Consider the following 25791-nt stretch of genomic DNA (forward strand, 5'->3'; position numbering starts at 1 on the left):
CAGATTTCCGCGGCGGTGAAGTTTCGTGGGAAACCGGACGCTGGAAGGCTCCGGTGATCAGGCATCAGCGTTCTCGGTCGACGCGTCTTCGGGGCACAGGGAATCGCGTTGTTCCGCCCATTTCAGCATGGCATCCAATGCGGGACACAGCGCCTGCCCCCAGTCGGTCAGTCGGTACTCGACCTTGGGGGGGACTTGCGGATACACCTTGCGAGACACGATACCGTCGCTCTCCAGTTGCCGCAGTTGCTGAGCGAGCATCTTCTGGGAGATGCCGGGGATCAGCTTCTCGAAGTCCGAGTAGCGCTGCACTTTGCCGTCAAACAGGTGGAACAGAATGATCAGCTTCCATCGGCCTTCCAGCAACCGGATCACTTCTGCCGCGCCGCTGGCCGCGGTTACAGGGGTGTACTGCTTTCTCATGGGTAAGTAGCTTACTTTTAGGTGCGTTCTTGTTGAAAGGTTAGTTTATGAGGAAAATTCACGTACAGCAATTTCCTCATAAGAGACTGATTACATGACAATTTTGCTACCCGATCCTATTTCTACCTACTTCAGTGCCTGCAATGGTGCGGATCCGGCCCGGCTTGCCCGCTGTTTCACACGGGACGCCAGCGTAAAAGATGACGGTCAAGCGCATCTCGGACACGATGCCATCGAGGCGTGGCAACGTGAGTCTCGGCAAAAGTATGAGTTCAGCATCGAACCGCTAAGCGTCGCGCAGGACGGCGACCGTGTGACGGTGGCTACAAACGTTGTCGGCAACTTTCCCGGCAGCCCGATTCAGCTCGACCATGTGTTTCTGCTGGCGGGCGACAAGATCCAATCACTGGAGATTCACTGAGCCATGGACCTTGAACTGAAAGGAAAGCGGGTGCTGGTTACGGCCGGCACCAAAGGGCTGGGAAAAGCTATTGTCGCCCTCTTTGTCGAACTCGGTGCAAAGGTACTTACCACGGCGCGACATCGGCCCCAGGAGATGCCTGCCGCCTGCTTTGTCGCCGCCGACCTGTCGACGGTCAAGGGTTGCGGAGCCGTAGCGAAAGCCGTAGAGACCGACCTTGGTGGAGCGGACATCATCATTCATACGCTCGGAGGTTCTTCGGCGCCTGTCGGTGGATTTGCAGCCCTGGATGACCAACAGTGGCAGCGGGAACTCGATCTCAATCTGCTCCCGGCGGTCCGGCTGGATCGCGCCTTGCTACCAGCGATGTTGGCGCAGGGATCAGGGGCCATCATCCATGTCTCGTCAATCCAGCGTGAACTTCCGTTGCCGGAAGCGACTACGGCCTACGCCGCCGCCAAGGCTGCGCTTTCAACCTACAGCAAGAGCCTGTCGAAAGAGGTTTCGCCAAAGGGTGTGCGCGTCGTGAGTGTTGCGCCGGGGTGGATTCTCACGGAATCGTCCGTGCACTTGGCGGAGCGGCTCGCGGTTGAAGCGGGTACAGACATTGAAGGCGGCAAGAAGATCATCATGGATTCGCTCGGTGGTATTCCATTGGGAAGACCATCCGAACCCAGCGAGGTGGCCAATCTCATTGCGTTTCTGGGTTCTTCGCGCGCCGCAACGATCACCGGTACGGAGTATGTGGTTGACGGAGGAACCATACCCACGGTCTAGCACTCGCGCCGCGAAACAAGCATCGAGGAATCTGGAAAATGAAGATGACTACTGGTGAGCAGATTGAACGCTGCACCTGGTCAGTGAATGACCCGCTAATGCGTCACTATCACGATACTGAGTGGGGCATACCAATTCGAGACTCACAACTGCTGTGGGAAATGTTGATGCTCGAGGGGTTCCAGGCAGGTCTGGCCTGGATCATCGTTCTCCGCAAGCGCGAGGCATTTCGCAAAGCTTTTGCGGGTTTCGATCCGGCGAGGGTAGCAATTTTCGATGAGCAGGACGTCCTGCGCTTGATGGCTGACTCGGGAATCATCCGTGCCAAAGCGAAGATCGAAGCCACGATCCGGGGTGCGCAGATCTACTGCGAGATGGAGAGCCGAGGAGAGAGTTTCAGTGACTTCTGCTGGTCCTTCACGGATGGCGAGCCGATACAGGGCGATGGGAAAACATGGGTAACGAACTCGCCGCTCTCCACGAAGATATCGAAGGAACTCAAACGGCGAGGCTTCAAGTTTGTTGGACCGACGATCGTCTATGCATGGATGCAGGCGGTGGGCATCGTCAATGATCACGCGGCTGATTGCTACCGGCGGAAACAACTTATCCAGAAGTTGGGGTAACTGTCTATTTCACTAGAACGAAGCTCGGGTCATCTTCCGGTGAAGCTCCGGCACTAGTGTGTGAAACAGATCCGAGGGAGGTGAGCAGGGCTGAACTCCGGACCAGCCAGGTTGGGTCGTTCACGGAAAGCCCTGTTTTCCACGTCATGATTAAAGGCGCAGTTGAACGTGGATTGGCCATTGGTTATAAGGTTGCTTAAAGGCCAATGGCATATGGCTCCCCACCAAGCGCCGTGCCTAGGCGCGCGATTTCGAGCAGCGGGTCATCCGGAAACTGCTGATGGTATCCATTGATATCAGCGACATGCGCTTTCCGTAGTACCCGGCCCGTTAGCGTAACGGCGAGCACGGAGATCTGTATCAACTGTGCAGTTGCCGAAACTGGCCTGGCGTATGACCCTGGTGCAATTTGAAAGCGCGACTGAATGCCGCCTGGGACTGGTAACCGCACTCTTCGGCAATCCGCGCGATACCATAGGCTTTTTCCCGAAGGAGACGTGCGGCCAGGACCATACGAATCTGGGTTACCCATTCCAGTGGCGCCAGGTGGTACAGTTCCCTGAAATGTCGGGCAAAGGTGGCCCTGGAAACATGGCAGAGGGTGGCCATGGCCTCATTGGTCCAGTTTGTCTGCGGCTCGGCCAGTACGGCGGCGATCGCCGGAGCAAGCTTGGCGTCCGCCATCAGGCTCAACAGGCCTGGCGCCGGCTCGTTTTCAGTTACCAGCGCCCTGAGCAACAGCGTAAACAGCGTTGTGGAGAGTTCGCGCACGATGGCCAGGCTGCCGGGTTGGCCGCTGATACTCTCGCGTCCCAGCATCGTCATCAGTTCCCTCAATTCAACGCAGTCGGCGCGCTCCCCGGTGCGAACCCGCAGCAGCTCCGGCGTGCCTTCCAGTAACAGGGCGCCGGGCGCGCCCACCCGGAACTCGCCGCAGAGCATTGCCAGCTCTACACCTTGTCCGGCACGTACCATCTCCGTGACTGCGCCGTTATCGCGACTGGATAACGGCGCCTCGACGCCACTCTCGATCAAACCTTTGAGCCGGTGGGGGGAGCCGGCGGGCATCAACACGACATCGCCGGCCGACAGGTGCCATTGCGCATCGGTGGTAAAGAGCCGAGCCTGTCCATCCAGAATGACATGATAGGGAATAACGCCCTCGGGAACTTGTGCATGGTCGCTCTCCCATTTGCCGCTGAAGCGGCAGTGCAAGTCCACCGTGCCTCTCGGGGCGATCAAGCTAACCAGGCTGCTTAGTTTATCCATGGCTTCCTTGAGACGCTGGAGCAAAACTTCGAGACGCTGCTGTGCAGAGGGGCAAAGTGAAACTCCCTAATATGTGCTCATCGCCATTGGGGCGATCACTGTTAAGCAAGAGGAGTTCACCATGAGCCGTCTGCATACTACCACTATCGATCAAGCCACGGGCCAAACTGCCGAGCTGTTTACTGCCATCAAATCAAGCGTTGGCAAGGTGCCCAACGCCTACGCGACGATCGGCAGTCACTCGCCGCCGATCCTGAAGCAGGCCCTGGAACACAATGCCGCGCTCAAGCAGGGTGCGCTGAGCGACCGCGAACTGGAGGCGATCAACTTGGTCGTGAGTGAGGCTACCGGTTGTGACTACTGCCTGGCCGCGCACACGCTGATGGCCAAAATGGCTGGTTACAGTGTCGAACAAACTCGACAGTTGCGCAGCGGACTTTATGAGGACGACGTGGCAATTGACGCTTTGGTGCGCTTTGCCCGGGAGGTGGTCACCACCACTGGCACGCTTCCTGAGGCGAGCCTGGAAGCCATCCAGGCCGCGGGCTACACGGACCGCCAGGTGATTGAAGCTATCAGTGCAATCAGCGCGATTCTCTTTACTAACATGGTAAATCGCGTCAATGACACGACTGTAGACTTTCCCAAGATAGCCTGATTAACGGGGCTGATATTTGGGACATTGTGTGGCTGGCGTCATCGCCCACCCGAAGTGTGGAGCATCCGGACGGATGCTCCATCTTTAATCGCTATTACACTCAGGGCCAGTAAAGGCGGTCCTGAAAATTAGTCGCTAGATCAAATTCCGCGCCGCGATGAACCGCGATGGCATTCTGGTCTCGAGTAGCGGTGACCAGTTTTGTCCATAGGGTAATGTGGCGGTTAGAAAGGAAAATGATTGCTCCAGTTTTTAGTAGGGATAGAGCTTGCAATTTCGTTCTGCAGGCCATAATCTCACCATAGTAGACCGATCGTTCCAGAATATGGGTGGGTAGTCATGGCAAGATCAAAAGAGTTTGATAGAGATGAAGTGCTGGATTCCGCTATCGAGATCTTCCGTGAACATGGTTACGAGGGCTCTTCAACGGTAATGCTCGTTCGTGCAATGGGAATTAGTAAGCAGAGCACGTACGACACGTTCGGAGATAAATGGAAACTTTATTGTAGCGCAGTGCAAAGATACGTCGCCGGAGAGGTGGCCCAGCATTTGAAAGTCTTGCGAGAACAGCCGACCGCTCTTGCAGGGCTGGAAAAATTGATTGAGCGTGTCATTTTGCACGCAAATCACGCTTGTCTCGGTGTTAGTTCAATCTGTGAATTCGGTAAAAGCCGTCCGGAATTGAATCAGATTCACGATGCGGCACGACCGGTAATTCAACAAGCCATTGTCGAACGCATATGCCAAGCGCAGGAAGCAGGCGAGATTGCCGCTGATCTGGATCCGAACGAGGCGGCCGGATTTATTACTGCGAATATTGCAGCAATTCGAATCGCAGCGAGGGGAGAAGCTGATTTTCGCAGCCTCACTGCAATCGGCCAGATGACGATTCGGGCCTTAAAGCCATAAATCTTTTTATTTGTTTTGTTCTGGAATGATCGTTCCAAAAAAAGGAGTCGTTATGAAAGCCGTAATTATGTCGAGCGCGGGTGGGCCGGATGTCTTGCAATCTGTTAAACAGCCCGATTCCTCTCCGGGGCCCGGCGAGGCCTTGGTTGAGGTGGCTGCCGCCGGCGTCAACTTCATGGATGTAGGTGTTCGGCAAGGTAAATTCTGGTCTGAAATGCCCAACCCAAAGACACTGGGCGTAGAAGGTTCAGGACGGGTTTTGGCGGTTGGAGAAGGCGTCGATGACATTGCGCCAGGCCAACGTGTAGCCTGGATTTACGTACTGGGGAGCTATGCGGAGAAAGTACTTATGCCCGCGGCATCCCTTGTACCGGTCCATGATGGGATAGATGACCGTATTGCAGCTGCCGTGATGATGCAGGGGCTTACCGCTAGCCACTTCGCAACGAACTTTTATCCGATACAGGCGGGAGATGTGGCGCTTGTGCATGCAGCGGCTGGCGGAGTTGGACAACTGTTAACGCAGATAATCAAACTGAAAGGGGGCAGTGTGATTGGACGTGTGTCCAACCAGGACAAGGTTTCGGCGGCCAAGGAAGCGGGGGCTGATCACGTTATAGTGGACAGTAAAGGGGATTTCACAGAAGAAGTAATGCGTATAACCGAGCACCGGGGAGTGGATGTTGTTTTCGACGGATCCGGACCAACAACATTCAGGGGATCAATAGAATCCTTGCGTCGTGCGGGAACTCTTTGTTGGTATGGTCCCGCGTTCGGTGCGCCAGAACCTATTGATTTATTCAGCCTGCCAAAGAGCATTAAAATTGGTTATGCAAATTTTGGCGACCATATTTATAGCCGGGATTTACTACTCGCGAAGGCTGCTGAATTGTTCGACTGGATTGCGAATGGCAAGTTAACAGTACAGATCGGCGGTATTTACCCATTTTCGGAGGCGTCGCGTGCGCATGCCGATATTGAAAGCCGGGCAACCACTGGCAAGTTACTGCTTATCCCCTAAGCCTCGCGCCAGGGGGTAGAGCATTGCCTCAGCTCTAGCCCGAGCGCCTGGTCTGTTTGGAAATTGTTTTGGGTGGATTGTACCTACTGAACCGTTTCCTTCTCAATTTCGCGGTAGTACTGTTTCAATACCTCGAATGCCTTTTTCTTATTCCCTTGATCATCAATCAGCCCCTTCCGGTTCCAGCCCTGCTGGTATACCGGGTGATTCCTCTTCAGTTAGCAGTGCCCTGAAAAGCGGGGTAAACAGCGTTACTTCGAGACTCTGCTGTGCAGAGGCGCACAGTGAAACTCCCTACTATGGGCCCATCGCCTTCATGGGCGATCACCGTTTGGCGCACAAAGCTTGCGGCATCGGTCACGTCCAGCTGCAGAGCAATACCTGTTGCGGCTTATGGTCAAGCCCGAGGAATTCTCCGCACTCGCGCCGGTCAATGAGCAGGAAGTCCTCTTCCGTGTTCTGCAGGGCCACATGGTTGATTGTGCGGCTCGGTCACCGATCACTAAGGCGATGGCCGGGGCATCAAATCCGGAGTAGGGCAGCTGGCAGTTGGTGGCGACAACATAATATGTATCAGCCGAACGACTCGAAGATATCAGTCGGGGCTGTTTGATCCGGAGTTGACCTCGATTCCCTTCCAATGCTCCCATTCGCAATCTCCAGAAGAAAGCCACGAGGAGACCAGCGGTGCTCTCCCGGGAGTCGTCGATCCATGTGCCGCCAGTACGCGATAGATTCAATCTCTTCAACTATTATCGTTAGCTAGTAAGCTCTTTTTAGTGGGGCAGGAGGTGACATTGCTCGACCAACTAGACCCGGTACTATTGGCGCGTGCGCAATTTGCCTTCACGGTCTCCTTCCACTTCATTTTTCCCGCGTTCTCGATTGGATTGGCGAGCTACCTGATGGTGCTCGAGGCGCTGTGGCTGAAGACGGGGCGGGGCGTCTATGCCAACCTGTACCGCTATTGGCTCAAGATCTTTGCGGTCGTGTTCGGAATGGGGGTCGTTTCCGGCGTCGTTTTATCCTATCAATTTGGCACAAACTGGTCGGTATTTTCGACCAAAGCCGGCCCGGTTATCGGCCCACTGATGGGCTATGAGGTGATCACGGCGTTCTTTCTGGAGGCGGGCTTTCTTGGCGTCATGCTGTTCGGTATCAGCAAGGTCGGGCGGCGCCTGCATTTCTTTGCGACCTGTATGGTTGCGCTCGGCACCTTTATTTCGGCCTTTTGGATTCTGTCAGTGAATTCATGGATGCAGACGCCGGCCGGGTATGCCATCAACGATAGCGGCCAGTTCATTCCCGCGGGCTCATGGTGGGATATCATTTTCAACCCGAGTTTTCCTTTCCGGCTGGTGCACACGGTAACGGCGGCCTACTTGACGACCGCATTCGCCGTGGGTGGGGTCGGTGCATGGCATCTCCTCAAGGACAGCAACAATATCGGCGCCCGGAAAATGTTTTCCATGGCGATGTGGATGGCGGCGATAGTGACGCCTATCCAGATTGTCGCCGGCGATGCCCATGGACTTAATACACTCGAGCACCAGCCGATTAAAGTGCTTGCCATGGAGGGAGACTACCAACCGAGTCCGAATGGTGCGCACCTTGCTCTGTTCGGCATCCCGGATGATGACGAGGCACGCGTGCGCTACGAGGTTGCCATCCCGCACCTGGGGTCGCTCGTGTTGAAGCATGACCCGTATGCACCTCTACCCGGGTTGGTTGATTTTCCCCGCGACCAGTGGCCTCCCGTGAAGATTGTGTTCTGGTCGTTCCGTATCATGGTGGCACTTGGCCTGGCAATGCTGGGGCTAGGGCTGTGGAGCCTGATCGCGAGAAGGCGCAGGAGGCTCTTCGACTCGCGCTGGTTACACCGAGCTGCCGTAGTGATGGGGCCATCAGGCTTTGTCGCGGTCCTCGCGGGCTGGGTGACCACGGAGGTTGGCCGTCAGCCATTCACGGTTTACGGTTTGCTGCGCACCGTCGAATCCAACTCGCCGATTGATGGGCCCGCGGTAGCCGCGTCACTGATCGCCTTTGTGATCGTCTATTTTTTCGCGTTTGGTGCCGGCGTTTATTACCTGTTTCATTTGATGGCGGTACCGCCGCACCGGGGTGAGACCGAGCCGGACAACGTGCCAACACGCGCTGCTGGTATTATGCCCGGACAGACGCTGAACGCTCCCTCGTTAAGGGGAGGGGAGCCTCATGAGTAATATCGATCTCGGCACGGCCTGGGCTGCCATTCTGTGTTTCGCGGTATTTGCCTATGTGGTGATGGATGGATTCGACCTGGGTATCGGCATTCTGTTTCCCGGTTTGAGTCCGGGCACTGAAAGGGATCAGGCGATTAACTCTATCGCCCCGGTCTGGGATGGAAATGAAACCTGGCTGGTGCTGGGTGGCGGCGGCCTGTTTGCGGTCTTTCCGCTGGCCTACTCGATTATCCTGCCTGCCACCTATCCGCTGATAATCGCCATGCTATTGGGGCTTATCTTCCGCGGGGTGGCCTTTGAGTTTCGCTGGCGTGATCCCCGGCACCGGCCCCTGTGGGATCTGGTGTTCACCCTGGGGTCTACGGTTGCCGCGGTCTCCCAGGGGATAACGCTGGGGGCGATCCTCCAGGGCATCGACGTTGCAAACAATGCCTATGCGGGCGGGTGGCTCGATTGGCTGAGCCCGTTCAGCCTGCTCACCGGCATCGCCGTAGCGGTAGGATACAGCCTGCTGGGGGCAACCTGGCTCATCATGAAAACCGAGGGCAGCGGCCAGCGCCATGCGCGCCGGATGGCGCTGCGACTGGGCTTCGGAACAGTCATTGCGCTCGCACTGGTGAGTGCTGCCACGCCGTTCCTGAACAACGTCTATTGGCGACGCTGGTTCGATATGCCGCAGGTACTGTTGACGGCACAGGTACCGCTGCTGGTCACGATCTGTACGCTGGTCTTTTTCTGGAGCCTAAAAAGGGGGGGTGAAAAGCTTCCGTTCCTGATGGCGCTGGCGCTGTTTCTACTCGGCTTCATCGGTCTCGGAATCAGTATGTATCCATATCTGGTCCCGCGTTCGATCACCATCTGGGACGCCGCGGCGCCGCATGACAGCCAGCTGTTCCTGCTGGTCGGGTCTGTCTTCATCATTCCGCTCATCTTGGCTTACACGGCCTGGTCTTACTGGGTGTTTCGCGGAAAAGTCGGTACCGAGGGCTATCACTGATGAAGGATGCGCCGGTATTTTGCAAGCAACTGGCATGGATGGTAGTTATCTGGGCGCTGAGCGTTGCATCACTTGGTGTCGTGGCGGGGTTGTTGCGCTGGTGGCTGCTGGGTTGAGCGCGAACGGCGCTGTTCTGGAGCCTTGTGGTTCGCGTAGCCAATGGAGTCGAGTGATGTGGGAGCAACACAGAAGGGAGATTATCCATTCTCTTATGTCGTATACTGTTTATTGGTCGTTTTTTGCACAGGAAAACCCGCCAATTCAGGGGGTTAGGGGGTCGCAGGATTCAACCAACGGGCGTGCAAATTAGCATTTGACGCCCGGAGGGGCCGATATCGGCGGGGGAGGGGAGGTTGGCCAGAATGGCCGCCCCAGCTAGCTAGCGGCGGCCCAGGTCTTTGGGGTGTGCTGCTCCGCGATCCTTTCCAAAACATCGAATGCGGGGCTGTTCCTGGAACGCTCCGCCACCATATTTAAGATAATAGATTCCACTGGAACCCCTAGAAAAGCAGCTATTTTTATCGCGTTCGCATCAGTGAGCGTTCCACCTTTGTTGCGAAGGTGCGTAATGCGGTTTGGATGTATATCCAGTAGTTTCGCAGTTTTGTAGTCGCTGCCAAGACGCTCTTTCATTACGTCCAAAATGTCGACGGTTGTCAGCATTTGCGTTGTCCCTGCCTTAGAACATTTTTGCATTATAGGTTCCATCCATTTGGCTGGTTAGCCAATTACGCTATTGCCGCCCAATCAATCTATTGGGTAGTCTCCACTCCGTAGCCACTGGCTGTCCGTCCCTGCCTATCTCGGCGGTCGGTGCGCTACCAAGCCACCCCAGGCGGGCTGGGTAGCTCCCAGCCTTTTTTAACGCCTCGGGTGTTTGCTCAACTACTGAGGGTGGACACTATGGCAAACCATGCCTTAACCAACGCTGAAGTTTCCTTTCAAGTTGTTCTCACAGTCGATGAGGCGCTCGCTTTTTTGAAGTTCCTGAAGCGCGCCGGCCATTCCGATTACAAAAAATTCGCAGACACCCGAGGCGGCGACGCGGAGGTGTACGAGATGCTCTACGCCGGCGAAAAAATCCGCGCGGAAATTGCCGCGACCGGTTTTTACTGTCGATAGGGGGTGAGCGTGGAAGACCCCAAAATGATCAGGCTCGGCAACTACTACCAGGAAGGCGATCTGCAGTTGATAGCAAATTGCCTTATGGATCAATTCCGGGCGCTGCAGTCTCAAGTGATTTACTGTCCAACGGGTTCGCCGGAGCACAAAGAGCTCACACAAAAACGCGTCGCTATCAGCTTTTTCCTGACTGACCTGGAACGCCTCGGCATTAAACCGGAAGGGTCGCGCTAGCATGGGGAACCGCTGCGGCCACAATCGCGACCAGCTGCGTTTTTGCGACCTGGCAAAGCGCGGCCGCGGCGGCCAGCCCCAGGTGATCGGTGTGGTGTGCGCGTACCTGCGCGAAGCCGCCACGAAAATGAATCGCCTTACCTCCTGGCAGCAGATGAACGAGAGCGGCCGGCAGCGCCGCTCGGAGTCGCGCGAGCGCATGGCCTCGACGGCGCAGGGGCTGTTTTCCCGGGAATACCAGATCGACAGCCGCCGCTGCGCCCGTGTGACGCCCGAGGGCCACGTGGCGCCGGATATGCGCCTTGTCGCCCTGGATATCTCCCGCAAGGGCAAAGCCTGGAAGGGCGCGCCGATGAGTGAAGCGCGGGTGCGCATGACCGTGCGCGAGTTTGTGGCGTGTGGCTACATCAAGCTGTCGCACCAGCAGCGCCGCCAGATGGCCACCGGTGAGTGGCAGGCGAGCCCGAAAATCATCACGTTTACGAAAAAGTTTTTTGTCGAGTTGGGCGGTAAGGGCCTTTGGAAAAAGGTGTTGAAGGCCAGTTCGGACCGCGCCGCCCAACTCCTGTGCAAGTTCCAGCAGGACGCCGAAGCCCTGGCTCGCTACTTCCGCATCGATCGCATCTTCTCCCCCGGCCAGCACCGCCGCCAGCGCGGCGCGCCCCCTGGCTCCATACAGGCGACGCCAACCCCCAATCCCTGACGCGTTGTCTCGCTTCGCAGGCGCCCCCGTGGGCGCCTTTTTTTATTCCGGCGATAAATCCCCCGTCTAAACTGTAAATCCCGCGAGAGAGCCGCACAGACGGCCCTGTCGCCCCGTCGATTTTATCCACCGCGAATAGTTATCCCCTGAATCTGTGCAAAAGGTTGGGGATAGCTGGGGGTTTGCGGTGGAATATAGAACTTAAGTTATTACCCCCTAAGTTTGTGACATAACCGTCGATTACATAGTAATTAAGATAACCCACTATAGGCCGGCGTCGGCCTATATTTACTGATCGCTCTGGCGATCAAAAAACGCCCGCCCAAGGGCGGAGCGATCTATAGCGGCTGCGCCGCTGGACTATGCCCGCGCAAGCGCGGGATCTCTTTTTGCCGCTGCGCGGCGTGGGTGCGGCCCATAGGCCATTTGGTGGTAGTGAGCAACAGAGCGGGGGAGGGCACAGAGGTATGGTTGACCAGGAGGAGGAGTTAGGCGGTTCTCGCTGGCCTGTGGTATAAACACGGCTCCTGGGGTGGCTTGTATTTCCGTTAACTCATACGGGTACAAGCCAAATGAACAAGTCGAAGGGTATTCTCGCCGCCATCGGTGCGGCGCTGTCCGGTTTATCCGGGCCGGCACTGCCGCGCCAGCCGCAGGCCGTCATCCGCAACGGGGCGCATATTCCGCGCTCGCAGCTCAACCGCTCCAAGTACTCGCCCGTCCAGTGCGATCGCGACCGCGCGCGCCGCCGTCAGGAGGTGGCCTGTGGCTGAATATATCGCCGCGCAGCTGCTGGTTTATCCGGCGCTGCCATTCCTGTTCCTGGCACTTCTCGCGGCCCTGGTGCTGCAAATTCTCGCCTACCGCAAAGAGCGTGACCGTTACCGCGATCGCTGCAAAAGCTTGTCTGAAATCCGCGTTACCGCCCGCGACCTTAATGGGCAGCTGTTTTGTCTTCCCGTGTGGGATATCCATGCCCGCTTGGCATTGCGAGGCGGCGGCCCTGATATCTGGGTATTGGAGGCAAACGATATTAACCGCCGTTGCGTTGTGACTTTTGACCACGGAGGCCGAGACCATGGCAATTATTGAAAGCCCAGCCGGCCAGCAGCTGCGCGCGCTGGCCGCAAACCTCGACGGCCTGGCGGACAACCTGCCGGCCATGGTGCGTATGGTGCTGCCGGATATCGACACCGAGGGCGCGGCCCAGGTGCTGAACGCGGCGGCGGACGAACTCGATCGGCTGGCGGCCCTCGATCGGTGGGCCGAGGGTTCCCAGGTGCTGCTAGAGGAACTTCAGGATCGAGTCAATAGCCTGGAAGGGAGAGCGGATTAATGGGCCTTTTTAGCAATGGCTATTCGGGCCATAAAAGGATTCACCACAGTTTTACCAGGGAAGAATTGAACCAGATGATGGCCGGCCGTCAGGTACAAAAACAGGGCAACGATGAGCCAGACGGCGGTGGCGGAAAATTAAAAGTTTTTAACAATTACGAGATGCGGCCGGAACCGAAAGGCTGCTGCTGCTGCTGCTGCAAATGCAAAGGGGGCACCGATGGCGAATAGCGAATTCATTGGCCTGGTGACCTGCCCGCACTGCGGCAACGAAAACGCGACGGTGCACGAGCAGCAGACGGGCACCAAACGCGGCCGGCGTTACTACCGCTGTTACACCGAGATCAACGGCAACAAAATGCGCTGCGGCACCAGTCAGATCATCGGCCCGGACGGGCAGGCATGGCTCGCGGCCAATATGCGCCCGGTGCCCGGTGCCGAACCGGCGCCGGCCGCGCCGGTACCGGCGGAGGATCAGCGCGGTTTTGTGGCCGAGCAGCAGGCGGAGGAGGGCGACCCTATAGGCCAACCCCGGCCGGCTGATCCACTGCGCGACGGCCCGCCGATATCGGTAGAGCCGCGCGAAACTCGGCCTATAGGCCAAACCGGTAAAAAATCCTGGCTTGATGCACTATTCGCGGAGGACGACGATGAAGCCTGACCAGCCCGAGCAGACCCCGGAACCCAAAAAGGAATTGCCGCCGAAGCAGGCCGCGCAGTTCGCCAGCCTCGAGGTGGGCGAAGACCCGGACGGTGTGTATATCCCGGAGCGCGACGACCCCCAGGGCGGCCAGCTGCCGGCGGCGCCGGTACCGGTGGAGCCGCAGGGCCACAAATTGGTCGCCACGTTTATCGTGGTGGTGTTCGGCCTCCTGGAAGCGCGCCGCGGCCCGCTGTGGAAGCTGACCCCGAAGGAGGCCGAGGAACTGGCGCGCACCGGTGGCGACGTCCTGGATTACTACTTCCAGCTGTCGCCCTCGCCCCTGGGCGCATTCCTGCTGTGCGCTGGCCTGACGATCGGCCCGCGTGTGGCCCTGGATATCCAGCAGACCAAGAAACGCCAGCAGGCGGACGCACAGCGCGACCAGGAGCGGCAGCAGCGAGAGGGCGCTATCGATGGCGATTAACCCGGACAACAGCCACGAGTGCCGGCACATGTTCCTGTGCGGCTGCAGCGGCAGCGGCAAATCGTCGTTTCTGCGCCGCCTGAATCTGGCCCGGCTCTATCAGCGGGTGATCTACTGGGACCCGGACGAGGATCACAAGGCCGAGCACTGCTACACCCGCGCCAGTTTCAAGCGGGCGGTGATGCGCGGCGTTGCCAGCGGCAAAAAATTCCGCGTGGCCTATACCCCGGATAAGGTCACCCAGGAGGAGTTCGAGTTCTGGTGTGGCGTGTTCTGGGCCGCGCTCGATGGCAGCGTATTGACCGCCGGTGTGGTTGAGGAGCTGGCAGATGTGACCGGTACCGCGAAGGCAAAGGGCACCTGGGGGCAGCTATCCAGGAAGGCGCGCAAGTACGGCGGCCATATCTATAGCGTGAGCCAGCGGCCGGCGGAGATCGACAAATCCATCCTGAGCCAGTCGCCGATCAAATGGTGCGGCCAGCTGGAGACGCCCGCCGAGCGCGATTATCTCTCACGGGTGCTCGGCATCCAGGCGGAGGCGCTGCAGACCATGCCGGCGAATATCCCCGGCAAAAAGTGCCATTTTTATATCAAATACCCCGGCCCCGATCCCGCAAAACCTCGGGTTTTTAACCCTGTACAGGGTGCCGTGACGATCTGACTTGAATTAATTTTTACCTATAGGCCAGCGCTACAGAAACCGGTAGCGCTGGCCTTTTTTTTTGCCATAAATCGGGTCATGAACAGATTTCAAAGTCATGTTTTGGCCGCCGTAATCGCAGGAGTGATCACGGCGGTAATTATCCGTCAACTGGAGAGAAACAATGTTCTCTAAGACCCGCCTGATCACTGTGGCAATGACCCTGGTCGCCATCGTGCTGATCAACAAGTTTGTGCCCAACACTAAAAACCCGCTCAAGTAAGAGGCCGCGACATGCGTATCGATTTGGAAATGCCGAGCTTTGAGGGCGTCGGCAAAGGGCAGAAAGGTCTGATCAAGATGCCGATCGGTCGCCGCTATCACAGCTGTGACCTGACCTATTCCGGCTGCACCCTGGCCGAAATGGAGTTCACCCTAAAGCTGAACGGCAAGGTTTTTCAGACCTTCAGCGGTGCCCAGCGCGACGCGCTGAACCAATATTTCGGCCTGGAAGCTGCCGCCGGTGTACTGCACATTCCGTTCGACCGCCAGCGCCTGCTGCAGCGCGAACAGATGGAATCCACCGCGATTAACACCGGCGTCGCCGACAAGGCCGGGAACATCATCAAAACGTTCACGCTAGAGGTGAAAGTGGATTCGGGCGCGGCCGGCCCGGTTGCCCTGAGCCTGGATGCCGAAATGTCCGATCCGGTCGCCGGTGGCCCGGGCCTGATTCCGTACATCCACCGCGAAGACCGCAGCACCGCCGGTGCCGGCTGGTTCACGATCTCCGACTTCGACAAGAATGTCCCGGAGCGCCTGCTGCTGCAGCGCGCCACTTTCATTCCGTCCACCGGTCAGATCGACGGCGCCGAAGTGTGGCGCGAGAACCGCGCGGAGTGGCAGCGCAACACCACCCGCAACCAGCGCAAGCAGAAAAACGGCAAGCGCGTGCCGCAATCTGGATACTGGAGCATCGACACCGAGGAACTCGGCTTCGGTGGCAACACTATTCCGCTATCCCTGGTGGATCAGGAAACCGGACAGGTGGTGCAAAACGGCGTTCAGGACTTCCGCATCAAGCTCGATGCGTCCGAAGCCATGAACGTGACCGCACTGCTGGAAACCATCGGCGTAATGGGCCGATAAGGGGGCACCGTGGGAACCATCACAGATGGGGTTTTCGGGTTCCTGGATAAGGGGCTCGACCTGTACGCGCAAAAGGAGTTCGGCAGCGCCGGCGGTCAAGTGGCGACCACCACGGCACCGAATACCGGCGCTGTCGCCAACGGCTCCCCGGCGCGGATCGCGGACGTAAACGCGACCGTCAGCCCGGTCAGCGGCCCAGATCCCCAGGTGCAGGGCGGCGGCGCTTCTGAAAATGTGGTGATCGCCGGCCTGACCTTCAACCGGTCGCTTCTGACGCTGTCGGTCGTGGCGTTTATCGCGTGGGCCGTGCTCAAGGGGGCGAAAGGTGGCTAATCCGCTGGCGCTGCTGAATACCGGCGGGGGTGGCTTTTCCGGTTCCTCTGGCGTCACGGATCAGTCAGCGACGACTGCCACCAGCTCGACCGGCACCAAAAATATAGGCCTGGGTGGCAACCCCAACGCGGCCGGCCGCGCAGTGGAAAAGGTGTTCACCAATCCGCTGTTGCTGCTGGCCGTGGTGGTGATTGCCTGGCTGTTTTTCCGGGGGCGCTGATATGGGTTTTTTCGATTCCAAGAAAACCACCAAAAACGAAAATATCACCAACGACTACACCACCACGACAGCCGATAACCGCATCAACGAGCAAGACCTCGCTGATAACGCAATCGGCATCGGTGGCGACGTTGGCGGTACTCTCACAATCAATACCACTGACCAGGGGGCAGTGTCGGCCGGTAAGGAATTGAGCCTTGCCGCGCTCGACTATTCCAATGATTCGCTAGAGGGGGCGTTGTCGTTTGGCAGCGACGCGCTAAACGGTGCCCTGGGCCTCGGTGAAACGGCGATCCTGTCGCAACAGGAACTCGCCAACCATGCGATTGACCAGGTAAGCACCGCCAGTGCCGTTAATGCGCAGAACTACAGCGATGGCCTGTCCCAGGTACTGAGCTTTGCCCGCTCCGCCAATACCAGCGAAGACGGCCAGCTTTCCCAGGGACTCATCAAATGGGGCGCCCTGGTACTGATTTTTGTATTGACCATTCCGTATCTGTCCAAGGTGATTAAATGAGCGCGAGCAATGGCGACGAGCCTATTTTTCTGAAAGCCGGTGTCAATACCAACGTGCGCGCGCCGGGTGATTTTGTATTCCTGAAAGAGGCGGCGTTCCCGGTTGAGGTAACCATCCACGGCCAGACCGTCAAGATGGACCCCGGTGAATCTCGCGGTATTCCGCGCAGCAACTACAACGAGCCGGCATTTTCTTCATTCGAGGCAAAAAACACCGGCCCCGCCGATCAGTCGGTTGTGTTTGTAGTGGGCGAGGGCAGCTATAACAAGGTGATTGTTGACGGTCAGGTCAATATATCGGCGTACGTAAAAACTGCCGCACGCGGCACCGCTGACAGTTTGCCCACCGATTACCAGCGCGAAGTCGGGGCGTTGTCGGTGGGTGAGACAGTGATTACAGCGGACACTGCTGACTGGACCGGAACCGGTGTTAAAGACGTTTCCTATGGGGTGGCCTGTATTTTCAATGGCCTTTTTTATCTGCTCTATGACGATAACACTATCAGCGTAATAGACCCCTATCAGGCGACCGGCACTTTTATTAAGCACTACGGGGGCATCGGTTCATTGTGGGGCAGTGCGGGAATGGCGATTAACGAATACGGTGTTGTATACACAAAGGGATCAAGCGGACAGATTTTCGCGGGACAAATTGGGGGCACACCTTCCGGGGCGCTTTCTCAGGTCAATACATTCGGCCCGTATGTTGCGACAACCCGTTATGGGTTAATGTGGTGGAAAGGTCGCCTGTACTCGCTTAACGGGAGCGGAAAAGCGGTGCATAGTTGCGCGCCTGATGGCACCGACATTAAGGTCGAACTTGATCTGACTCCCTACCTCGACAGCCCCGAGCAGAGCAACGGCGGTGCAGATGTTTTCCTGCACCTGGGTAACGGTGAGGTAATGATCTATGACCATTACGTAACCGGTGTAGGCGCTTGGAAAAAGTACCACGTAAACGACGCGGGAGTTTTCGAGAGAAAAACCGGCGATGTCAATTCAGAAATGTCGCACGACTCTGGCCGCAGCGCTGAAGTCTGGCGGGCTCTGACTCCCGATTGTTCGCGGGGCGTTGTCACTTTTTCGGATGCTAGATACCGCATTGCGGAATTTCAGAATGTCACAAGCTATGCGGAGCTTTACCACCAAAGGCCGGGCGACGCCGCGACCATTGTTAGAAAGCGCGTTCTGGACCCCATTTCGGTTGTCACCACGCGAGTGGGGGACGCTGTTATTTATGATTGGGCCGGGTTCGTACTTGGCGACCAGTTCGGCAACTACGCGGATTATTTAACGGGCTATGCCTATGACAATGGCGACGTTGTCCGGACGGTGGACACCGGCACGCAGACTTTTAGTCGACGCAGCGTCAGCGTTCCAGACCTCGCCGTTTTGGATGGTTCAACCATGACATTTAAGGTTCTGCCGGACATTTTCGACTAATGCGCACCGCCGTCGCCGCCCTGGTAACCCTCGCAGCCGGCGCGGCGCTGCTGTTCAGCACCCGCGCCCGCGCCGCGACCCCTGAACCAAACATCTCACAGGATGAAATCGACATGACCGAAGACACCCGCCCCCGCGGCATCCGCAACAACAACCCCGGCAATATCGAAGCCGGCGAGCCCTGGCAGGGCGCCACCGGTGACGATGGCCGGTACCTGGTATTCGAATCACCGCTCTACGGCCTGCGCGCGCTGTCGCGCACCCTGGACACCTACCGGAGCAAATATGGCATCAATACTGTGGCGGGCATTATCGACCGCTGGGCGCCGGATATTGAAAACAATACGGCGGCGTACATTGCCCATGTAGCCAGCGCCGTCGGCGTCGCGCCCCAGGAGCAGCTGCAGCCCGTCCACCGTCTGCCGCTGATCGCCGCTATCGTCCTGCACGAAAACGGCCAGCAGCCCTACAGCGATGCCCTGATCGCGCAGGCCATCGAGCTGGCGAGGGCGTAACGGTGAAGTTCCCGCAGGTCAAAATCGACGGCGTGATGGTGCTGGCCCTGCTGGCCGCCGCCGGCCTTGTGTGGCTGTACAGCAAGCGCGCGGACGCCGCCAAAGCCCTGACGCCCACCAGCGACCAGAACCTCGCCTATAGCGCTGTCAACGCCGTGGGCGACGTGCTGAACGACGGCAGCGACAACAACGATTTCTCGCTCGGTTCCTGGATATACGAAGTCACCCACCCGGGCGACGCCGAACTGTTCCTTGGCACTAGCGCCGCAGAGGCCAGCGGCAACCCCGGCCTCGCCATCATCGACACCAGCAACAACGGGAGCAAATTGAAGTGAGCCTATTCGGAAAACTTACCGATTGGATCAGCCCAATCGACAAGGGCCTCGATATCGTTGACCAGTTCGTCGTGGACAAGGACAAGCGCGCGGAACTGCGCGCGACCCTGGAGCAGACGCGGGAGCGGTTCAAGCAGCTGCAGGAGCAGAGCTACCAGCTCGAGCTACAGACGAAAACCGTCCCCTGGATCGACGGCGTGCACAAGATGGGCCGCCAGCTCCTGAGCGTGTTTTCCCTGGGCGTGGGCGCGCTTCTGCTGCACCTGCACCCCGACATAGACCCGCTGTCCCTCGGCGCTGTCGTCGCACCTGGTGGCATTTACAACCTGATCAAAGGGCGGGGCAAGCAGTGAACGATTTTGACCTGGGAACCTTCCTCTCTGCGGCTGCCGGTGCCGGCGCCGCCTGGGCCGCGATCCGGGCCGATATCGTCAGCCTGCGCCGCGATGTAAACCGACTACTCGACAAGGTATTTAAGTAATGGCAACACGCAAGAAACCCGCAAAACGCAAAAACACCTGCGCGGTGAAACTCGGCCGCCTAGGTGGCCTGGCATCGGCCCGCAAGCGTCGCACCAGGAAGCGCCGCAAATAGGGCTGTACGTCAAAAATCACAAACAAAAAGGTGGGCTGCAGCCCGCCTTTTTTTATGGGCGATATCGGGTTAGGCTGGATTTTTCCCCCTGTAACCCGCGATATTTGAAGTAAATTCGCAGAAATCGCATATATAGCCAAATGTTATTAAAAAGAGTAAAAAATACTCATTGCGGCGGGTGATTGAGCAAAAAGGTTGAATTGTGCGCTACAGTCCAGAATGCCCGCTTGATTTTTATAATCGAATTGATCCGGGCAGGGCGAAAAGTGGCTCTGTTATGTCCAATACTGTTTAGTATTCGACAATATGGGTTAGGGCGGTTATTATGGGCTTTCCCGCTCAAAACCGGACTTCAGGCTTCTTTATGGCTATCCCCAGACCCGTGCCGCTGTACCCGACCTATCGCGAACTCAAGGATCTGCGCTTTGGCGACTATCCGGAGATCAAGGCGCTGCTCGAGTCCGGTGAATCCTGGTGGCTGTCGCACTGGCATTGGGGCCAGGAGTTTTTGCGCTACACCGGCCGCAACAAGTCTGAGCACACCTTTGCGCGCTTTCGCAATGAAACCGAGCGTTTCCTGTTGTGGGTGTTCCTGATCAAAGGTACTCCCATGGAGCGCCTGCGCAAGGCGGATATCCTCGAGTATGCCGATTTCTGCTGGCAGCCACCGGAATCCTGGATTTGCCTTGCCAATACCGACAAGTTCGTGCTCAACAATGGCCGCCATGTCCAGAACAAGGCCTGGGCGCCGTTCAGGCTGAAGCTCCCCAAAAAGAGCACTGTCGAGTCCACTGCGGACAAGCAGTCGGATAAGAAGCCGGACAAGAAAAAGTACCGCCCTTCACAACAGACCCTGACGGCCACTTTTACCGGAATTATCGCCTTCTATAAATATCTGATGAATGAGGAGTACCTGTACGGCAATCCTGCGCAGATTGCCAAGGCAGATTGCCGTCATTTCATCAGAGATGCCCAGGTCAAGGAAATCCGCCGACTGACGGAATCCCAATGGCGGAACGTGTTCAACACCGCGCTGCAGATGGCCGATGAGGATCCGATCTACGAGCGCAGCCTGTTTGTGATCTGCGCGCTGAAGACGCTGTTTCTGCGAATTTCCGAGCTGTCCGAGCGCCCGAATTGGACACCGGTCATGAGTCATTTCTGGCAGGATTCAGATGGCAACTGGTGGCTCAAGGTGTTCGGCAAGGGGCGTAAACTGCGTGATACCACAGTGCCGGACAGCTTTATCGGCTATCTCAAGCGCTATCGCGCCTACCGCGGCCTCAGCCCGCTGCCGTCGACAGGAGAAAATGAGCCGCTGGTGGAGAAAGTTCGCGGCCGCGGCGGTATGACATCGCGCCAACTTACCCGCATCGTCCAGCAGGTCTTTGATCGAGCCTATGACGAGATGCGCCTGGTTGAGGGCGAAGATAAGGCGCGTAAACTCAAAGAGGCTTCCACCCACTGGCTGCGCCACACCGGCGCCAGCATGGAGGTCGAACGCGGTCGCGCGCTCAAGGACCTGTCCGAAGATCTGGGGCATTCCAGTATGGCCACAACCGACAGCGTGTACGTGCAGACTGAAAATCGAGTGCGTGCACGAAGTGGTAAAGGTCGTAGTGTAAATTGAACTCTGCTATAAGTAGTCGCTCATCGAAAATCAACGCCTATATAGCGTTGACTCTTTCTTAGAGCTTTCGATTGTATTCAAAAAAAATCCAATAATTTAAGCTGCAAAAATTCGTTGTCGCTCCGTTTTATCACTTCTTATGCGCGGAAAATTGTGGCTAAATCGAGTGGGATCGCCAACTAGTCGAAAGGAAAATCGGAAAGTAACATTCCAAGGAGAAGGAAAATGGAAACTTCCAATTGCTGGGTTCAGTTCTGGGAAAACCCGGACTACGAGAAAGGAACCTTGAAGTTTGAGGGGGTAAATAATGTCCCCAATATGGATGACTATGAGCTTGATAATCCAAATGGCCTGGACAAAGGCCTGGACGACCAGGTGGACTCGCTCAAGACCGGATCGTCCAGCTGGTTAGAGCTGTATCGTGACAAGAACTACACGGGAAATGTGCTGCGCGTTCCTCCGAATTCGGCCTATCCAAATCTCGATGACTACAGCATGGGCGACAACACCAATAGCTTTCGCCTGTTTGACCAGCGTCCGATCTGGTGGCCGGTATCTGACATTAATGCCCCCGGCGAGTGTTGGGTGCGCTTTTACGGCGCCCCCCGGTTTAGCAGCGACTACCCGACCAGAATCAACGGGCCGGGCGACGCCAGCACTTTTTCCCTATGGGGCGGCACAGGGGTACCCTGGTCGCTTACCACCGGGCCATCAACCTGGGTGAGGCTCTACCCCACGGAAAATTTCGACGGCGAACCTGTCAGCCTTGGCCCCAACTCCCTGATCCAGAATTTTGGTGATGGATTTGCGATGTCGACACTGGAGAGCCTGGAAGTGTTCGATGCACAGCCACAAGGCTGGGAGCCGAGCATACCAGATGCTGCGAATGTGCAGACCCTGCTGAGCCTGGAGGAACAGAACGTAAGCGCGTCGCTGGAGTCTCTGGTGGCCGGTATCGCCGGAACCGTGCCGACGGTTGGCGCCGCGCTGAAGGGGCTGGTGGGTGCTTTGTGGCCCAATCCGGAATCGCCGATGCAGGTATGGAACAGCATCGAACTCTATATCAATGCGTTACTAGCCAGCCTGGTTGACCAGATCAAGGCTCAGTATTTAACCGACACGCTCGATGGCCTCTACCGGGCTTTATTGGTCTACAACGAGACTGCCTATGGCACCAGCCAGAAAGGGAGTCTGTTCTCTGCGCTGCTTACCGAGCTTCGCACAGACGAGCCCTACTTTGTGGATCGGGACAACCCCGCAAGCACGTTAATTTATATGATCCCCATGAGTACCATCATGTTGATCGTACTGCGGGAACAGGCGCTGTTTTACGAGGATATCTATCTGGAATCCGACCCGGACGCGGAAATGCATCGCCGCTCCGTTATCGAACATATCGAGAGCTTCACCCGATTGGCCCAGCAGGGGGCCAGTGACGCCCTGGCCTGGCGGTTGGACCAGATTCAGGTAGTAACAGAGGGCAGCAATTACTATGTGGTGGATCCTGCCGCCAATTATCAATCTCCCTCTTACTCTGGACAATCCCCCGCCGATGAGGCACTCGCATGGCGCCGAAGCTATGTGGAGAATGAGTACACTATTCAGCTCGATGCTTTGCTGGGACCTGTTCAGTTGTGGAAATATCTTTCGCCCGATAATACCGAGGTGCCCACTCAGGAAACTCAGCAGGTGCATAGCCTGCTCCTGTCAGACAATAACCCGTCCGATACGCCATTCAGTGACGATCCGAGTGCGCCAGTGACTGGCCTGGTGGTCCGCGCAGGAGACCTGATCGACTCAATCCAGATGATTTACGGTGGTGAGCCCGGGGCGGTCCACGGCAGCCCCGCTAGCGGCGAGCCCCATCGCTGGGATTTGCAAGAAAATGAAGCGATTGTCGGGGTTTTCGGCGGTGCCGGCGGTGCGATGAATCAGTTGGTGTTTCGCACCAATCTCGGCCGGGAAATCGGTACCGGTGGATCCGGGGGCAATTATTTTATTGCCCTCGCGCCGCAGGGTGTTAATGCGGCGCTTACGAGCATCGAGGGCTACCAGTCCGATACCGCACTGGAGGCTATCCGTTTTAACTGGACTTATCAGCGTTACGTGTAGAAGACGATCCGGCGGGCGCATAGGGTCTGTGCGCCTGGCACCTGAATATTTGAATATGGTAGAAGATCGAGCCAGCAGGCTGCCAAACCGTTACCCCGGTGGCCTGCTGACCGGCTGATTATTGGCAAATCCAACGATGATCGGTTTCCCGCCAATCGCTACCGCCTCTCCCCTTGATCAATCCATAACTCCATGGTTATACTTTAATTGATAACCAGGGAGTTATGGATTGATGATCACAGACAATCGGGACCTGCTCTTCAAAACGCTCGCCGACCCCACGCGGCGCGCGCTGTTTGAACAGCTGTGTCGCGATGGCGAGCAGACCGTCGGCGCACTCACTGCGCTGGCCGGCGTCTCGCAGCCAGCCGTGTCCAGGCACCTCGGGGTCCTCAAGCAGGCCGGACTGGTGCGCGATCGCCACCAGGGGCGCCAGACCCACTACAGCGCGCAGCCCGCAGCGTTATCTCCCCTGCTCGACTGGACCACGGAAATGACCGCTTTCTGGCAGCGGCGGTTTGACGACCTCGAAGACCTGCTCAAAAGGATGGATCAATGAATGAAACCGCGATGGATCTGCGTTCAGTTGTGGTCGAGCGCCAGTTCCCCTACCCGCCGGAAAAGCTCTGGCGCGCCCTGACCCAGCCGCACCTGATCGAGGAGTGGCTGATGAAAAATGATTTTGTGCCCGCTGTGGGCCACACATTCAAGCTGCGAGGTGACTGGGGCGGCGTGCTCGATTGCGAGGTACTTGAGGTGGAGGAGCACAAAACGCTGTCCTACACGTGGAACCACGAACACGAGGAAGCGGCATTCAATCTCGAGAGTGTGGTGACCTTTACGCTCACTGCGGCCGCTGGCGGCACGCTTCTACGTATGGAGCAGCGCGGTTTCCATCCACAACAGAAACAGGCCTATCAGGGGGCCAAGCAGGGCTGGCGGACATTTTTCATGTCACTGGACACGCTGCTGGAACGACAGGATTAGTTTTTTACGCCTCCGGTCTCACACGACCGCTGAAAAACGTTCAACAAAGGAATGGATTGATGAGTATTTTCTTGTGGATTCTACAGGCCCTGCTTGCCCTGCACACCGCTGTGGGCGCCGTGTGGAAATTTTCCAACTCGGAACAAACCCTGCCCACCCTGAGCGCCATCCCCCACAGCGCCTGGCTGGCGCTGGCCGGGTTTGAGTTACTGTGCGGCCTGGGCCTGATTGTGCCGGCGTTCTACAAACCGTTGGTATTTCTGGTGCCCATCGCGGCGCTGTGTATTGCCGCCGAGATGCTGCTCTTTACCCTGTTCAATGTTTTCTCGGGAACGGTCAATTTTGGCCAGATAACCTACTGGCTGGTAGTGGCGGCAATCTGTGTCTTTATTGCCTATGGCCGCTTTTCGCTGACGCCGCTTGCAGGCGCAGTCTGAACCGGTTTCTTGCCGACATGTTTGCGGGTCACTGCTGGCCCCGGAATTTGTCGAGGTAGTCGGGGATATTCTGTTCCAGCCAGTATTCTGGCCGCCACAGACTCCCGGCGATAAAGCCGACATGGCCCCCGTGGGCACTGATAGCCAGCTCTACATTGGGGCTGACTTCCTTTGCAGTGGGAATGGCGCTCGGGCAGATAAAAGGATCATCGACGGCATGGATGATCAGTGTCGGCACGGCGATATTTTTTAGCAGCGGCTTGCTGGAGGCGCGGGTGTAGTAGTCGTCGACATCGCGGAATCCATGCAACGGCGCCGTGAAAGCATCATCGAAGTTGCGAAAATTGCGGAAGTTGCGTGGATCCTTCAGATTGGGCATGGCGTCCGCGAGACTGGAGTCCCGCGCTTTCTGCTCGAGACTGTTCTTCAGGCTCTTCAGCAGGTGACGCTGGTAAAAGCGCGATAGGCCGGAATTGATACGCCGGCTGCAGGCATGCAGATCCATTGGCGCGGACACTGCCACCGCCGCACTCAGCGGACTGCCCTGCCCGTCTTCGCCGAGCCACTTCAGTAGCACATTGCCGCCGAGCGAATAGCCCACGGCCATCATCGGTGTATTCGGTAACTGTTTGCGCAGTTCGCCGGCAAGCCAGCGCGGATCCTCGCTGTCGCCACTGTGGTAGGCGCGCAGCAACATGTTGGGCACACCGCCGCAGCCGCGGAAGTGCATCACCGCCACCTGGTAATCGCGCTCTAGAAGTGCCGCCATCAGCCCCTGTGCATAGGGGGATTCCACCGATCCCTCGAGGCCGTGAAGAATCAGCACCAGCGGATGTTCAGCGCTGTCGCGGAGCGGCCGTGGCAGGTGCAGGCCCAGGCGGTCGCCGTCGAGCGTGTAGTGCCAATGGCATTCGGTGCGCACCCAGGGCTTGGGGCGGTGAAGGCGGGAAAAGATGGTCTGCAGGTGACAATTGCCCAGGCCGATAGCGGGGGAAAACTTCTCAATCATGCGATGGATCCGGCTACTTGAGCGGGC

General features: G+C 57.5%; 37 protein-coding genes. 33 read left to right on the forward strand and 4 right to left on the reverse strand.

The genetic code is table 11. The features are described from left to right. Positions 1–57: 57 nt before the first annotated feature. The gene (locus ABDK11_RS09920; protein WP_346840132.1) at positions 58–423 is read right to left on the reverse strand and encodes a winged helix-turn-helix transcriptional regulator; all 366 of its coding nucleotides are present in this window, start codon (positions 421–423) and stop codon (positions 58–60) included. Between the two features lie 94 nt (positions 424–517). Here ABDK11_RS09920 and ABDK11_RS09925 point away from each other — a divergent pair, with 94 nt between their 5' ends. The 3 genes from ABDK11_RS09925 to ABDK11_RS09935 are packed head-to-tail and all read left to right on the forward strand — an operon-like array spanning position 518 to position 2247. Beyond that, a complete protein-coding gene (locus ABDK11_RS09925) occupies positions 518–844 on the forward strand; it encodes a nuclear transport factor 2 family protein (RefSeq protein ID WP_193164261.1) in 327 nt (108 codons plus the stop codon). A 3-nt stretch (positions 845–847) separates the two neighbouring features. After that, the gene (locus tag ABDK11_RS09930; RefSeq protein ID WP_346840133.1) at positions 848–1621 is read left to right on the forward strand and encodes an SDR family oxidoreductase; all 774 of its coding nucleotides are present in this window, start codon (positions 848–850) and stop codon (positions 1619–1621) included. Positions 1622–1659: 38 nt separating this feature from the next. Further along, entirely contained in the window at positions 1660–2247 is a 588-nt protein-coding gene (locus ABDK11_RS09935) for a DNA-3-methyladenine glycosylase I (protein WP_346840134.1), read from the forward strand. A gap of 360 nt (positions 2248–2607) precedes the next feature. Here ABDK11_RS09935 and ABDK11_RS09940 read toward each other — a convergent pair whose 3' ends face one another. Beyond that, on the reverse strand, positions 2608–3516 hold the full coding sequence (locus ABDK11_RS09940; RefSeq protein ID WP_346840135.1) for an AraC family transcriptional regulator: 909 nt from the start codon (positions 3514–3516) through the stop codon (positions 2608–2610). A gap of 121 nt (positions 3517–3637) precedes the next feature. Between ABDK11_RS09940 and ABDK11_RS09945 the strand changes: the two genes are divergently transcribed. The 6 genes from ABDK11_RS09945 to ABDK11_RS09970 all read left to right on the forward strand — a co-directional run bounded on the left by ABDK11_RS09945 (position 3638) and on the right by ABDK11_RS09970 (position 9439). After that, positions 3638–4174 carry a carboxymuconolactone decarboxylase family protein gene (locus tag ABDK11_RS09945; RefSeq protein WP_346840136.1) on the forward strand — a complete coding sequence of 179 codons (537 nt, stop codon included), beginning with the start codon at positions 3638–3640 and terminating at the stop codon, positions 4172–4174. A gap of 339 nt (positions 4175–4513) precedes the next feature. Further along, on the forward strand, positions 4514–5083 hold the full coding sequence (locus ABDK11_RS09950) for a TetR/AcrR family transcriptional regulator (protein WP_346840137.1): 570 nt from the start codon (positions 4514–4516) through the stop codon (positions 5081–5083). 52 nt (positions 5084–5135) lie between these two features. Next, positions 5136–6104, forward strand: a complete 969-nt coding sequence (locus tag ABDK11_RS09955) for a quinone oxidoreductase (protein WP_346840138.1) — start codon at positions 5136–5138, stop codon at positions 6102–6104. 791 nt (positions 6105–6895) lie between these two features. Beyond that, positions 6896–8326: a cytochrome ubiquinol oxidase subunit I gene (locus ABDK11_RS09960; protein ID WP_346840139.1), complete on the forward strand. Its 1431-nt coding sequence runs from the start codon at positions 6896–6898 to the stop codon at positions 8324–8326. Further along, positions 8319–9323, forward strand: coding sequence for a cytochrome d ubiquinol oxidase subunit II (gene cydB / locus ABDK11_RS09965; protein WP_346840140.1), 1005 nt, complete (start codon positions 8319–8321; stop codon positions 9321–9323). The genes ABDK11_RS09960 and cydB overlap by 8 nt, the downstream gene beginning before the upstream one ends. After that, positions 9323–9439, forward strand: a complete 117-nt coding sequence (locus ABDK11_RS09970; RefSeq protein WP_346840141.1) for a DUF2474 family protein — start codon at positions 9323–9325, stop codon at positions 9437–9439. Before cydB ends, ABDK11_RS09970 begins: the two co-directional genes overlap by 1 nt. Before the next feature lie 259 nt (positions 9440–9698). On the opposite strand, the gene ABDK11_RS09975 is transcribed toward ABDK11_RS09970, so the two are convergent. Then, positions 9699–9986, reverse strand: a complete 288-nt coding sequence (locus ABDK11_RS09975) for a helix-turn-helix transcriptional regulator (RefSeq protein ID WP_346840142.1) — start codon at positions 9984–9986, stop codon at positions 9699–9701. Between the two features lie 240 nt (positions 9987–10226). On the opposite strand from ABDK11_RS09975, the gene ABDK11_RS09980 reads away from it, so the two are divergent. The 24 genes from ABDK11_RS09980 to ABDK11_RS10095 all read left to right on the forward strand — a co-directional run bounded on the left by ABDK11_RS09980 (position 10227) and on the right by ABDK11_RS10095 (position 24755). Continuing rightward, positions 10227–10445 (forward strand): hypothetical protein, encoded by a 219-nt coding sequence (locus ABDK11_RS09980; protein ID WP_346840143.1) that lies wholly within the window; start codon positions 10227–10229, stop codon positions 10443–10445. 9 nt (positions 10446–10454) lie between these two features. After that, positions 10455–10679 (forward strand): hypothetical protein, encoded by a 225-nt coding sequence (locus tag ABDK11_RS09985; protein WP_346840144.1) that lies wholly within the window; start codon positions 10455–10457, stop codon positions 10677–10679. A gap of 1 nt (position 10680) precedes the next feature. Further along, on the forward strand, positions 10681–11382 hold the full coding sequence (locus ABDK11_RS09990; protein ID WP_346840145.1) for a hypothetical protein: 702 nt from the start codon (positions 10681–10683) through the stop codon (positions 11380–11382). Between the two features lie 572 nt (positions 11383–11954). Further along, positions 11955–12155 carry a hypothetical protein gene (locus ABDK11_RS09995; RefSeq protein ID WP_346840146.1) on the forward strand — a complete coding sequence of 67 codons (201 nt, stop codon included), beginning with the start codon at positions 11955–11957 and terminating at the stop codon, positions 12153–12155. After that, positions 12148–12474 carry a hypothetical protein gene (locus tag ABDK11_RS10000; RefSeq protein ID WP_346840147.1) on the forward strand — a complete coding sequence of 109 codons (327 nt, stop codon included), beginning with the start codon at positions 12148–12150 and terminating at the stop codon, positions 12472–12474. Before ABDK11_RS09995 ends, ABDK11_RS10000 begins: the two co-directional genes overlap by 8 nt. Beyond that, positions 12461–12718 (forward strand): hypothetical protein, encoded by a 258-nt coding sequence (locus ABDK11_RS10005; RefSeq protein ID WP_346840148.1) that lies wholly within the window; start codon positions 12461–12463, stop codon positions 12716–12718. The genes ABDK11_RS10000 and ABDK11_RS10005 overlap by 14 nt, the downstream gene beginning before the upstream one ends. Continuing rightward, on the forward strand, positions 12718–12948 hold the full coding sequence (locus tag ABDK11_RS10010; protein WP_346840149.1) for a hypothetical protein: 231 nt from the start codon (positions 12718–12720) through the stop codon (positions 12946–12948). Before ABDK11_RS10005 ends, ABDK11_RS10010 begins: the two co-directional genes overlap by 1 nt. After that, positions 12938–13378, forward strand: coding sequence for a zinc ribbon domain-containing protein (locus tag ABDK11_RS10015; RefSeq protein WP_346840150.1), 441 nt, complete (start codon positions 12938–12940; stop codon positions 13376–13378). Before ABDK11_RS10010 ends, ABDK11_RS10015 begins: the two co-directional genes overlap by 11 nt. Beyond that, the gene (locus tag ABDK11_RS10020; protein WP_346840151.1) at positions 13368–13844 is read left to right on the forward strand and encodes a hypothetical protein; all 477 of its coding nucleotides are present in this window, start codon (positions 13368–13370) and stop codon (positions 13842–13844) included. Before ABDK11_RS10015 ends, ABDK11_RS10020 begins: the two co-directional genes overlap by 11 nt. Beyond that, positions 13834–14505, forward strand: coding sequence for a hypothetical protein (locus tag ABDK11_RS10025; RefSeq protein ID WP_346840152.1), 672 nt, complete (start codon positions 13834–13836; stop codon positions 14503–14505). Before ABDK11_RS10020 ends, ABDK11_RS10025 begins: the two co-directional genes overlap by 11 nt. Before the next feature lie 273 nt (positions 14506–14778). After that, on the forward strand, positions 14779–15633 hold the full coding sequence (locus tag ABDK11_RS10030; protein ID WP_346840153.1) for a major capsid protein P2: 855 nt from the start codon (positions 14779–14781) through the stop codon (positions 15631–15633). 9 nt (positions 15634–15642) lie between these two features. Beyond that, entirely contained in the window at positions 15643–15966 is a 324-nt protein-coding gene (locus ABDK11_RS10035; protein ID WP_346840154.1) for a hypothetical protein, read from the forward strand. After that, positions 15959–16186, forward strand: coding sequence for a hypothetical protein (locus tag ABDK11_RS10040; protein ID WP_346840155.1), 228 nt, complete (start codon positions 15959–15961; stop codon positions 16184–16186). The genes ABDK11_RS10035 and ABDK11_RS10040 overlap by 8 nt, the downstream gene beginning before the upstream one ends. A gap of 1 nt (position 16187) precedes the next feature. Further along, a complete protein-coding gene (locus tag ABDK11_RS10045; protein ID WP_346840156.1) occupies positions 16188–16703 on the forward strand; it encodes a hypothetical protein in 516 nt (171 codons plus the stop codon). Beyond that, the gene (locus tag ABDK11_RS10050; RefSeq protein ID WP_346840157.1) at positions 16700–18145 is read left to right on the forward strand and encodes a hypothetical protein; all 1446 of its coding nucleotides are present in this window, start codon (positions 16700–16702) and stop codon (positions 18143–18145) included. Before ABDK11_RS10045 ends, ABDK11_RS10050 begins: the two co-directional genes overlap by 4 nt. Then, positions 18145–18660 (forward strand): structural protein, encoded by a 516-nt coding sequence (locus ABDK11_RS10055; protein ID WP_346840158.1) that lies wholly within the window; start codon positions 18145–18147, stop codon positions 18658–18660. The genes ABDK11_RS10050 and ABDK11_RS10055 overlap by 1 nt, the downstream gene beginning before the upstream one ends. Positions 18661–18662: 2 nt before the next feature. Further along, positions 18663–18995, forward strand: coding sequence for a hypothetical protein (locus tag ABDK11_RS10060; protein ID WP_346840159.1), 333 nt, complete (start codon positions 18663–18665; stop codon positions 18993–18995). Beyond that, positions 18992–19348 carry a hypothetical protein gene (locus ABDK11_RS10065; protein WP_346840160.1) on the forward strand — a complete coding sequence of 119 codons (357 nt, stop codon included), beginning with the start codon at positions 18992–18994 and terminating at the stop codon, positions 19346–19348. Before ABDK11_RS10060 ends, ABDK11_RS10065 begins: the two co-directional genes overlap by 4 nt. Then, positions 19345–19476: a hypothetical protein gene (locus ABDK11_RS10070; RefSeq protein ID WP_346840161.1), complete on the forward strand. Its 132-nt coding sequence runs from the start codon at positions 19345–19347 to the stop codon at positions 19474–19476. The genes ABDK11_RS10065 and ABDK11_RS10070 overlap by 4 nt, the downstream gene beginning before the upstream one ends. A gap of 477 nt (positions 19477–19953) precedes the next feature. Continuing rightward, positions 19954–21219: a tyrosine-type recombinase/integrase gene (locus tag ABDK11_RS10075; protein ID WP_346840162.1), complete on the forward strand. Its 1266-nt coding sequence runs from the start codon at positions 19954–19956 to the stop codon at positions 21217–21219. Positions 21220–21444: 225 nt separating this feature from the next. Then, positions 21445–23331, forward strand: a complete 1887-nt coding sequence (locus ABDK11_RS10080) for a hypothetical protein (RefSeq protein WP_346840163.1) — start codon at positions 21445–21447, stop codon at positions 23329–23331. Positions 23332–23563: 232 nt separating this feature from the next. Beyond that, the gene (locus tag ABDK11_RS10085) at positions 23564–23890 is read left to right on the forward strand and encodes a metalloregulator ArsR/SmtB family transcription factor (protein WP_346840164.1); all 327 of its coding nucleotides are present in this window, start codon (positions 23564–23566) and stop codon (positions 23888–23890) included. Continuing rightward, positions 23887–24318 carry an SRPBCC domain-containing protein gene (locus ABDK11_RS10090; protein ID WP_346840165.1) on the forward strand — a complete coding sequence of 144 codons (432 nt, stop codon included), beginning with the start codon at positions 23887–23889 and terminating at the stop codon, positions 24316–24318. The genes ABDK11_RS10085 and ABDK11_RS10090 overlap by 4 nt, the downstream gene beginning before the upstream one ends. Positions 24319–24377: 59 nt before the next feature. Continuing rightward, positions 24378–24755 (forward strand): DoxX family protein, encoded by a 378-nt coding sequence (locus tag ABDK11_RS10095; protein WP_346840166.1) that lies wholly within the window; start codon positions 24378–24380, stop codon positions 24753–24755. Between the two features lie 28 nt (positions 24756–24783). Here the strand turns inward: ABDK11_RS10095 and ABDK11_RS10100 are convergent, their stop codons facing one another. Further along, the gene (locus tag ABDK11_RS10100) at positions 24784–25764 is read right to left on the reverse strand and encodes a hydrolase (RefSeq protein ID WP_346840167.1); all 981 of its coding nucleotides are present in this window, start codon (positions 25762–25764) and stop codon (positions 24784–24786) included. Between the last annotated feature and the right edge of the window lie 27 nt (positions 25765–25791).

The sequence above is a fragment of the Microbulbifer sp. SAOS-129_SWC genome (assembly GCF_039696035.1).
In the GTDB taxonomy this organism is placed as follows: domain Bacteria; phylum Pseudomonadota; class Gammaproteobacteria; order Pseudomonadales; family Cellvibrionaceae; genus Microbulbifer.